The sequence below is a fragment of the Pirellulales bacterium genome, assembly GCA_035499655.1.
In the GTDB taxonomy this organism is placed as follows: Bacteria; Planctomycetota; Planctomycetia; order Pirellulales; family JADZDJ01; genus DATJYL01.
Genome location: DATJYL010000164.1, coordinates 1 through 6,082 on the forward strand (window position 1 = coordinate 1; position 6,082 = coordinate 6,082).

Below are 6,082 nucleotides of genomic sequence, written 5' to 3' on the forward strand. Positions count from 1 at the left end.
GCTGTTCACAGGCCTTATTTGCTCATTCGTCGCCTACTCGGCCGGGCAGTTTGCCTCGATGCTCATTCGCAGCGGCATTATCGCAGCCGTGGCGGGCGTGCTGCTGGCCGCCGCTTTATGCGGCTGGACGTTGCTGATGCGCAGCCTGCAAGTGCCGTTTTGGTGGTCGGTGTGGCCCATCCCGCTCGTGCTGCTGCTGGCCACCTGGCTGCGCGCCCCCGATTGGACTCGCGAAAATTATCGCTGGCCCGCCTGGACCCGCCTGGCCGCTAGTGTGCTGGTTCCCTGTGCCATCTTGTTCACCACCATGGCCATCTTCCGCGTCCATCAAGTGCCCGTGGCATCCCCCGGATTCGACGTGGCCGAATACCAATCGCAAGTCGCCCAGGGCTTGGCGACGGCGGATATTTATGAACAAGCGATCAGAAAATGGCCCCTTCCGCTGGATGAACTGCCCGCTCAATTAAAGTCGCTGGGCCAAATGCCGCCGGACATTCTCAAACTGGCGATTCTAGCCAATCAGCAACCGATATGCCATTTCCTCGATAGTGTTCAGGGTAAGGCATACAACGCTCGGATCTATGATTTTAACTTGCTGTCTGAGGCTCTGTTTGCCAGCGGGCAGCAACTTGCCGGCGAGGGGAAATTGGATGCCGCGCTTAATCGCGACTTTGAAGCGCTGCAACTGTTGAATCGGTTGTATAACCCTGAAGCCTGGGGCGACGGGCAATTCAATTACCAGGCGACGGGACGGAACAACTTCTTTACTCGCTTTACGAATTGGGCCGGCATAAAAGATCAAACCCCCCAGCGCATCCGCGACGCCATTCAGCGCTTGCAAGCAATCCATCCCGCCGACTTGCACCTGGACGACGCAGTAAAAGACGAGTACTTCATCGCGAATCGTGCAATTCAGGGCGACGAATCCGCGAACACTGTGTTCTATTCCGGCTATTATCGTCCCACCACCGGCGACTTTTTGCTCACCATGCTCATGCCCTGGGAGCGCCACCGCGCAGACCGCGTTTTGAATGCCTTAACTCAAGCGGAACTGAGCCTCATGCAGCGGGTGCTTGAAGTGCTCGACGGGCAGCTTTCCTACGGCGCCGATTCCGGCCGCGCCTTATCGCTCATTATCGCCCAAGTCCAACAGGGTTCTTCATGGGCGCTACACTATTTGGATCGCATCAGCATCGACATTCCAGGAGTCGGGCCAACGACAATCAGAATCAACCTCGCAGGGCTCGTCGAAACCACCATCCCGAATTTATCGGAAATCAATGAGGTCGCTTCCCGCGCCATTAGCGATTTGCTTGAATTTGAAGCCCGCCGCCGGGGCACCATGCTGGTTCTGGCTCTGCAAGCTTATCGCCTGGAGCACGGTCAACTGCCCGATTCCTTGGATGAATTAAAACCTGACTATTTTCAAACTCTGCCCCCCGATCCCTACAGCGGCCTGGAGTTCCGCTACTTCCCGCACGGCCTGCCCTTCAACTCCGACGATGTTCCGAATCGACCCTATCTCTGGACTGCGGACTATGTGCCCGGCGTCCCGGGCATTTGGTGTACCAGCCCGTATGTCAATGCAAGCATCGAACACGTCGATACGTCGAGTGATTCGGACGAGAAGCCGAAATTGAAAGACATCGTGGCCTACTTTCAATTCAGTTGGTACGGCCCGGATCACGAGGTGATTACCCCCTTAAATTCCGCCGAAAACGCCTGGGCCCGCGGCTACTGGTTTCCCATCCCCGCCGCCCAGCGGTGAGAACTCAGCCACCCGACGCAAGGGAATAACAGAGCCAAGTAACCACAGATGAACGCAGATGAATCAGATGAACATGGATAAAGCCGACAGATTGAACCGCAGAGACGCCGAGGCACAGAGAAAGAGCAGATAAATATAAGGAAACCAGGAATTCAGGAACGGAGGAACAAAAGCAATTAAAAATTCCTGCCGTTCCTGCCTTCCTGGATTCCTTATAAAACTCCGCCGCTCTGCGTCTCCGCGCCTCTGCGGTGACATCCGTTCTTATTCTTATCCGCGTTAATCTGCGTACATCTGCGGCTCCTAGTTTCTGTATTTCCTTTTCTTCTCCGTGGCCTCCGTGTCTCCGTGGTAAATAATCGCTCCCTTACGGTCGCGGCTCTTGGGATACACCTCGCTCCGCTGCGCAGACTCCGCGTCGCGGCTAAACTCTGCCTTCTGCCCTCTCTGCGTCTCCGCGTCTCTGCGGTAAATATTCTCTTCATTTACTTTTTCCTCTCCGTGCCTCTTTGTCTCCGCGGTGAAAAATCCTCCCTCTGCTGTCCGGAAAACCTGCATTTGCTGGCCGGCTTTTGTACTTTTGCTCGACATCGCAAGCGCTAAGCCGGCTTGCCCAACAGCTTGCGCTTTTCACGCACGAATTTCAAATGGTGCTGCAAGTGCTGCGTGTAAGTGTTCACGAGGTCCAGCAGCGTGATTTTGCCCCGTTCGCTGTGAATGCCGGTCCGCTGGAAATCGGCGTCGGAGCAGCGGTGCAATATCTCCGCCATCAGGCGGCGGTTTTTGGCGAACACTTCGCAAGCCAAATGCGGATCCAGCTTGTCGCAGTGCAGCCGCTGGGCGAACTTCGATTCGTCGTAACCCAACAGCAGCGGATTGTCTTCGGCGATGACGCGTTTCATCCGGTCGGCGGCAATCAGGTCGCTGTCGAGCATGTGCAGCACAATCTGCTGGATGCTCCAAGTGCCCGGGACAGGAAAAGCATTCAGATCGTCCTGTGACAGTCCGGCGATCGATTTTCCCAAATCGTCCGCCTCGGCGGCGTATCGTTCAATAAGTTGGCGGTGCATGAGGTTGGTTCTTTGTGAGTTGTTCGTGGTCCGTTGCAATCAACTTACTGGCGTTGATCCGACTGGTAACTGACAACGGACCACTGACAACGGTTCACTGCGCCTTCGCAATTTCCACCGCATAGGTATGCACGGGGCCGTGCATATTGGAGCGGAACACAATCCACTTATTGTCGGGCGTGAAGGTCAGGTTCGGCTCGAATTCGTAATTATGCTTCGACATGTCGACCAATTTTTCCGCCTTGAACTTGCCGATCTTTACCGTTTCGCCGCCGACTTGCATCGTATCCATTTCACCCGCAACCGGAGTGAACAAATAAATCCATTGGCCATTGCCCGGCGGATTCAGCGGCTTGTTATCCGGCAGCGGCGTGCGATTGGCCACGCTGCCCGGGCCGCCGCCGTCGCCGGCGAACAATTTACCGTCATGCGATTGATTGTAATGCACCGACCATTGCGAACGCTCCAGCGGATAACGCAACCGCTCGCCGGTGTCGACATTGACGCCGGCCAGCCAGAATTTATCGGACCGCGGCGTTTGCAGATCGTACCAAACGGTTTTTCCGTCGTAGCCGAAAAATTCGTGCCCGGCAATTTCATTGGGCATGGTTCGCGGGTGCATCAATTTGGCTTCGTCCGAGCCGGGATGGATGGTCCAAATGCGGTCCACCAGGTGCCACGGCCCTTCGTGGCAAAACATCATCAACATCGGATCGGTCTGCGAAAACTGCACGTGATTCAACCAATCGGTGCTCGGATGAAAAGTTTGAGTTTCGCCGGTTTTAATGTCCATCGTGAACAGCTTCATCGGCCGATGAGCGGCGTACCGCTCCGCGATGCTCTGTTCTCGACTTCCGAACGTGCGAATTTGCCGCTGCGAAGCATCGGGGTCGGCGTTGCCTCCGCGAGGCATGTCGGCGTTGGAATTGGCGTCGCCCGGCGCTGCGGCCCGCTGTTCGGTGGAGCGCTGCCGGCCTTCCTCCTCGGTGTTGAGATCGCCCCCCACGGCGTAACTGCCGCCGAGCAGCGTTTCATCGGCATTCACCGCCAAGCCCGAGCCGCCCCGGAATGGCAGTTTGCCGATTTCGCGCGTTTCGTGCGTGGTCATATTTGTGGCGAAAACTTTATCGACCCGCACGCCGTCTTCCATCTGAGTGCGAATGTAATACACATTGCCCGATTTTTTCCCGACCACCATGCCCCGCAAAAAACCATCGGCCAGTTTATCGATTTTCGGAGGCGAGACGCCCAGCGTCGACAAATCGATGGCGTCCAACGTGGTCGGCCGGAAAAAACCGCCGCGTCCTTGCCGCCCGCCGGTTGGGGCGCTGCCGTCTGCAGGTGCCGATTTAGAGTCGCCGGACGAAACAGATTTGGAATCACTGGACGATGCAGACTTGGAGTCGCCAGACGCAGCAGACTTGGAATCGCTGGAAGTCGACTTGCTGCCGCTCGGATTGTTCGCGGCGTCGGCCGGGGGAGCGATCCCGCGATCGTGCTGTTCAGCGCCGCCGTCGAGCGGATCGTTCGGGCCGTTCAGCGGTCTACGGACACTGCCCGCGGGGCGCGGCGGAGTAACGGTCACCAACAGCTTGCCATCGTCGGTGTATGCGTTCTGATGAAAGTACAAACTGGCACTGTCCGGCTCGCGGGTCAAGCGAATAATGCGATGCCCCGTCGCCGGGTCGATCCAATCAGTCGGCGGCTCAGCAATGGCGGCCGGTGTGGCCGCGGCCGTGGTGGTGCTTGCGGTCGCTGTTGCAGGGGCCGCGGCCCCATTTGCAGTAGCCTCTTCCGCAGCCCGAGCAGGAATCGCCAGAAGCAACAAGGGCAATAACAATAACCATGTCGCCAACCGTGTCACCAAATACCATCCGTCACGATCGGTCCGACCAATCGACGTTCGCATTTCAAACCTCCCCCCAGAGTGATAAGCTATTACCCAGGATTTTCGCCAATCAACATCCACGTCCCCAAGCATCCCATCACCATATCCAGCAACCGGTGAGTATACAAGGATTCCCCATGTTTTACCTTGTTCTGCCTCGAATTGGCCGATTGCTGTGCTGGTTTTTGCTGCCATCGATCATGCTGAGCGTCGCTTTAATGCTGCACGCCGGTCCACCCCCGGCGACCGACCTGCCGGCCGCCGGCTTGCCGCCTGTGGATTCTACAAAAGCCGCCCAGCCAAAAGCGGCTTTAGTCTTCGCATTTCAAACCAATCTGGGCTATTGCCGCCAGTGGTTGGCGACAAACGATTTCAAATCGCTGGGGCAGTCCGTGACCGCGTTATCCGTGCTCACCGATGCTTTAGGGCGGAACGTTGCCGAATCGGGTCAGGAAAAAATCACCTCCCTGCATCACGCCGTGGACGAACTCGTCGCCGCCGCAAAAGCTGCCGACGCTGGCCGCGCCCAACAGGCTATCGACGCGCTGCCAAAAGCCATTGAAGCGGTGGAAACAGCGCCAGGATTGGACCATCCGCGACCGGCGACCAAAACCGTGGCCAGCTTTACGCCGTTGATGCATCTGATCGACGGCACGTTTACCGACGCCAAAGCGGCGCTGGCCACCGGCGATGTGACTGCGGCGAAAACCTATGCGGTAGTGTTGGTGGAACTGGCCCAATGGTTGGCCGCCGATCGTGCCGGCGCAGTCTGGCAATCGCAAGCAGGCGATTTGGCGGCCGCTGCACAAGATGTTGCTTCGTCCACGGCCATTGATCCTAAATTACTGCGCACGCAATTCCACGATGTTTACGCCTGCTGTGCCGCCTGTCATCAGCGCCAACGATGAATTGCAACGATTCTCGATGTGTTAGATCAATTCGAACCAAATGCCAAAACATGTGTCAACAATCTGAAGGTGGAAGCCGACGGCTACGATTCGCCACGTCATTCGCTCCCTTGCGACGAGCCAATCGGCGGGCTATGATTTAACGTTCACTTACGGTGAGAATTTTCGCATGCGGCATGTCATTTCAGCGGTCGTCCAAAACGTGCCCGGGGTGCTGGCGCACATTTCCGGCATGTTGGCCTCGCGCGGTTACAACATCGACAGCTTAGCGGTCGGCGAAACAGAACAGCCCCATCTCTCGCGGATGACGTTTGTAGTCGTCGGCGACGACCGTGTTCTGGAGCAGGTGCGCCGACAGTTGGAAAAAATCGTCACCGTCGTCAAGGTCGACGACATCAGCGCTCAGGATTTTGTGGAGCGCGATTTGATGCTCATTCGCGTCCGGGCC

Annotated in this window: 6 protein-coding genes; 3 read left to right on the plus strand and 3 right to left on the minus strand. The window is 57.2% G+C overall.

Annotated features, from left to right (window positions below; genetic code table 11):
* Positions 1-1,768, plus strand: a 1,768-nt coding sequence (locus tag VMJ32_11755) for a hypothetical protein (GenBank protein HTQ39696.1), incomplete at its 5' end; no start/stop codon positions are given.
* A 303-nt stretch (positions 1,769-2,071) separates the two neighbouring features.
* Here the strand turns inward: VMJ32_11755 and VMJ32_11760 are convergent.
* The 3 genes from VMJ32_11760 to VMJ32_11770 all read right to left on the minus strand — a co-directional run bounded on the left by VMJ32_11760 (position 2,072) and on the right by VMJ32_11770 (position 4,747).
* Positions 2,072-2,359, minus strand: coding sequence for a hypothetical protein (locus tag VMJ32_11760; protein ID HTQ39697.1), 288 nt, complete (start codon positions 2,357-2,359; stop codon positions 2,072-2,074).
* A gap of 8 nt (positions 2,360-2,367) precedes the next feature.
* Positions 2,368-2,838, minus strand: a complete 471-nt coding sequence (locus VMJ32_11765; GenBank protein ID HTQ39698.1) for a DinB family protein — start codon at positions 2,836-2,838, stop codon at positions 2,368-2,370.
* Positions 2,839-2,932: 94 nt separating this feature from the next.
* Positions 2,933-4,747: an oligogalacturonate lyase family protein gene (locus VMJ32_11770; GenBank protein ID HTQ39699.1), complete on the minus strand. Its 1,815-nt coding sequence runs from the start codon at positions 4,745-4,747 to the stop codon at positions 2,933-2,935.
* A gap of 116 nt (positions 4,748-4,863) precedes the next feature.
* Here VMJ32_11770 and VMJ32_11775 point away from each other — a divergent pair, with 116 nt between their 5' ends.
* The gene (locus VMJ32_11775; GenBank protein HTQ39700.1) at positions 4,864-5,634 is read left to right on the plus strand and encodes a hypothetical protein; all 771 of its coding nucleotides are present in this window, start codon (positions 4,864-4,866) and stop codon (positions 5,632-5,634) included.
* 169 nt (positions 5,635-5,803) lie between these two features.
* Positions 5,804-6,082 (plus strand): acetolactate synthase small subunit (gene ilvN / locus VMJ32_11780; protein ID HTQ39701.1); only part of this gene is annotated, 279 nt, incomplete at its 3' end.